The organism is Streptococcus sp. A25 (assembly GCF_043674095.1).
Lineage (GTDB): Bacteria > Bacillota > Bacilli > Lactobacillales > Streptococcaceae > Streptococcus > Streptococcus suis_V.
Genome location: NZ_JBIMJO010000036.1, coordinates 1 through 3,406, shown reverse-complemented (window position 1 = coordinate 3,406; position 3,406 = coordinate 1). Strand labels below are relative to the sequence as shown.

The following is a 3,406-nucleotide window of genomic DNA, read 5'->3' as shown; positions in this document are numbered from 1 at the left end:
TTGACGATTTATATTTCTATAAATCACCCTGCACGTTTGGTTCGTCTTCTTTAATTTTCAAAGGTCTTATCGTCTCTTGCGACAACTATATCAGTATATCACATCCCTGATTTCCTGTCAACTACTTTTTGAAACTTTTTTTCGTTTATCCTTCATCAACAGTCCCTCGCGAGACAACTTCATTATTCTATCATCTATAGCTAATACTGTCAATAGCTTTTGAACACTTTTTTGAAAAAAATAAGCCGGTCATGTGACCAGCTTAGTGATTAGCGTGTTGGAACGTAATTTAGTTCATCTTTATGTTCTGCAAGGAAGTCTCCGAGCTCTGACTCAGGGATTTCACGGAGGTAGAGGTTGGCACGAATGGTTACGTCATCTTCACGACAAGTTGAGAGAACCAGGTAGTTGTCTGATGCTTTAATCTCAATATTATCATTTTTTGCTACTGCACCTTCACGAACTGCTGTCAACTGCTCTTCGAACTGTTGGTCGCTATCGAAACTTGTGCGATAGAAGGCTGTCGACTCATGAACAATAATCATGAAAGCGGCCTGATAGTAATGAACTTTTTCAGGTGTTCGAACGACTACATAAGGATGTGCATCAAAGTAGGCTTGGTCATCATAGAAGTTAACATCGTTAAACATGCGGCTATCTGGTACTTTAGATCCACGTGCGTGTCCAAAGAGCCAGGTTAACTTGTCGCTGAAGTCCGTCTTGTTGTCCATATCCATGAAGACTGTTCCCATATATGGGTCTTCACCTGAACCATCAAAGAGTTTCGATAGGTAGGTTGTGTTATCTCCGCTATAAACAACCGGCTCATCTAGGTTGGTACCTGGAGCATAGACATAGGCAATGGTATCTGGGTTAATAGCTTTGAGACCATCGAATTGTTCTTTTAAGGCCGCTTTTTCTTCTTCTGAAATTTGGTAAGAAGCGGAAGAAGATGATGATGCCTGTTGACTAGAGCTTGGTTGATTATTTGTTGAGGCTGTATTGTTTTTACTACCTTGAAGGCCGAAGAAAGCTGAAAGGGCAATCCCAGCAACAGCTAGAAAGGCTAACAAGGCTACTATATATTTTTTGTTTTTTGTATTCTTCATAAATCACCTAAAAAATAAAGTTGCCCGAGGGCAACTTTATCTATGATAGCTTAGACTAATTATTTAGCTGCGCTTGTTTTTGGAAGTGTTTTAGAACCAGTACCAGTTTTAGCTGCTGCTACAGTTTTAGCTGCTGGTTTAGCTGCTGTGTTGCTAGGTGCAGTTACTTCAGCGCCTGCTTCAGCTTGTTTTACTTGCTCTTGAGTCAAACCACCGTTGATAGCTTTGTTGTATGCTGCTTCTTTAGCTGCTACTGCTGCTGCCAATTCTGCTTGAGCTTTATTAAAGTCAGCTTGTGCTTCTGCTACAGCTTTGTCTGCTTTAGCTTTAGCTTCCTTAGCTTTTGTAGTAACATCAGCCAATGTATCTTTAGCTTCTTGTTGTTTAATTCCGTATTCAAAGTCTGCTGCTGTTACTGCTGCATTGTATTTAGTTGCATCAGCTGGGTAGTCATTAGCTGCTTTAATTTTAGCGTTTTCCCATTCAGTGTTAACTGCATCAAGAGCTGCTTGAGCTGCTGCTACCTTTGCATCTTCAGCAGTGTAAACTGTATCACGATCTTCTTGTGCCTGGCTCAAGATATGTGCTGTTGTTTCAGAAGCGATTTTTGCAGAAGCTGCATTTGCATATGCCAAAGCATACTCACGTCCCAATTCAGCAACGATAGCGTCAGCTTTTTGTGACTCAACGTTGTAAGTAGGGTTGTTTGCCAATGTAGTAGCTGCTGGAGCTGCTGCTGCAACCAATGCTGCAACTGTAGCCAAAGTTACGAATGTTTTTTTCATGATAAAAAACTCCTTATGTTTTTCTTTTATTTTATTACTGCCACTGCAGATACCTATATTATAAGCTGATTTTTTATCTATGTCAAGAGTTTTTTAAAAAAATTTAAGGATTTTTTTAGAAAAGTTTTTTGTGATTATTTGATATGAATGGATAGGGTGTAACTATGACAACTATATTGAGTGATTTACCTTACTAAAAAGAAAGACTATTATCTTATCTTAAATTATCTTTTGGCTTTATAGTTGTTCTTGATTAAGCTCCGGTTTCTAATTGACTGCGGAGCTGGGCGATGGTTGTGAGGGGAGTGCTGTCAATTCTGCTATATCCTCGTCCGACATGTGCTTAGTAAGCATGTTGCGCGCTATTGAGTAGCTGGCTTGAAGTTGACCTTCTTTACGACCTTCTTCTCTTGCCCAGTAGATTCTACTATAATTAACTTCTAGAATATCTAGTTCGTCATTGAACATGGCTTGTTCCTCAATTATTGGTTAGTAGCTCGCCTTGGAGCTCGTGAATTTGGGACAGGGAAAGACCCGTACTTTGGGCAATGAGCTCTGGGGATAGGTTGGCTGACAATAAATTGCGTGCTATCGAGTAGCTGGCTTGAAGTTGACCTTCTTCGCGACCTTCTTCACGACCTTCTTCGCGACCTTCTTCTCTTGCCCAGTAGATTCTACTATAATTAACTTCTAGAATGTCTAATTCGTCATTGAACATGGCTTGTTCCTCAACTATTGGTTAGTAGCTCACCTTGGAGCTCATGAATTTGGGACAGGGATAGACCCGTACTTTGGGCAATGAGCTCTGGGGATAGGTTGGCTGACAATAAATTGCGTGCTATCGAGTAGCTGGCTTGAAGTTGACCTTCTTCTCGACCTTCTTCTCTGCCTTCTTCTCTGCCTTCTTCACGACCTTCTTCGCGACCTTCTTCTCTTGCCCAGTAGATTCTACTATAATTAACTTCTAGAATGTCTAATTCGTCATTGAACATGGCTTGTTCCTCAACTATTGGTTAGTAGCTCGCCTTGGAGCTCGTGAATTTGGGACAGGGAAAGACCCGTACTTTGCGCAATGAGCTCTGGGGATAGATTGGCTGACAATAAATTGCGTGCTATCGAGTAGCTGGCTTGAAGTTGACCTTCTTCTCTACCTTCTTCGCGACCTTCTTCTCTTGCCCAGTAGATTCTACTATGATTAACTTCTAGAATGTCTAATTCGTCATTGAACATGGCTTGTTCCTCAACTATTGGTTAATAGCTCGCCTTGGAGCTCGTGAATTTGGGACAGGGAAAGACCCGTACTTTGGGCAATGAGCTCTGGGGATAGGTTGGCTGACAATAAATTGCGTGCTATCGAGTAGCTGGCTTGAAGTTGACCTTCTTCTCTGCCTTCTTCACGACCTTCTTCTCTGCCTTCTTCACGACCTTCTTCTCTACCTTCTTCGCGACCTTCTTCTCTTGCCCAGTAGATTCTACTATGATTAACTTCTAGAATGTCTAATTCGTCATTGA

General features: G+C 41.3%; 5 protein-coding genes and 1 pseudogene. All 6 read right to left on the bottom strand.

Translation table 11 applies throughout. The annotated features are described in order from the left end of the window. Window positions 1–269 precede the first annotated feature (269 nt). Entirely contained in the window at window positions 270–1,109 is an 840-nt protein-coding gene (gene srtB, locus ACHBID_RS11035) for a class B sortase, LPKTxAVK-specific (protein ID WP_394732356.1), read from the bottom strand. Window positions 1,110–1,168: 59 nt separating this feature from the next. Continuing rightward, window positions 1,169–1,894, bottom strand: a complete 726-nt coding sequence (locus ACHBID_RS11030; protein ID WP_394732355.1) for a hypothetical protein — start codon at window positions 1,892–1,894, stop codon at window positions 1,169–1,171. Between the two features lie 478 nt (window positions 1,895–2,372). Further along, on the bottom strand, window positions 2,373–2,612 hold the full coding sequence (locus ACHBID_RS11025) for a hypothetical protein (protein WP_394732354.1): 240 nt from the start codon (window positions 2,610–2,612) through the stop codon (window positions 2,373–2,375). A gap of 10 nt (window positions 2,613–2,622) precedes the next feature. After that, window positions 2,623–2,886 carry a hypothetical protein gene (locus tag ACHBID_RS11020; protein WP_394732353.1) on the bottom strand — a complete coding sequence of 88 codons (264 nt, stop codon included), beginning with the start codon at window positions 2,884–2,886 and terminating at the stop codon, window positions 2,623–2,625. A 10-nt stretch (window positions 2,887–2,896) separates the two neighbouring features. Beyond that, window positions 2,897–3,124, bottom strand: coding sequence for a hypothetical protein (locus tag ACHBID_RS11015; protein ID WP_174853302.1), 228 nt, complete (start codon window positions 3,122–3,124; stop codon window positions 2,897–2,899). Window positions 3,125–3,134: 10 nt separating this feature from the next. Continuing rightward, window positions 3,135–3,406, bottom strand: a pseudogene (locus tag ACHBID_RS11010) (hypothetical protein); the annotation flags it as partial.

Coding starts and splice junctions, on each gene's coding strand:
- srtB (WP_394732356.1), bottom strand. CDS start 1,109: ATGAAGAATACAAAAAACAAAAAATATATAGTAGCCTTGTTAGCCTTT.
- ACHBID_RS11030 (WP_394732355.1), bottom strand. CDS start 1,894: ATGAAAAAAACATTCGTAACTTTGGCTACAGTTGCAGCATTGGTTGCA.
- ACHBID_RS11025 (WP_394732354.1), bottom strand. CDS start 2,612: ATGTTCAATGACGAATTAGACATTCTAGAAGTTAATTATAGTAGAATC.
- ACHBID_RS11020 (WP_394732353.1), bottom strand. CDS start 2,886: ATGTTCAATGACGAATTAGACATTCTAGAAGTTAATTATAGTAGAATC.
- ACHBID_RS11015 (WP_174853302.1), bottom strand. CDS start 3,124: ATGTTCAATGACGAATTAGACATTCTAGAAGTTAATCATAGTAGAATC.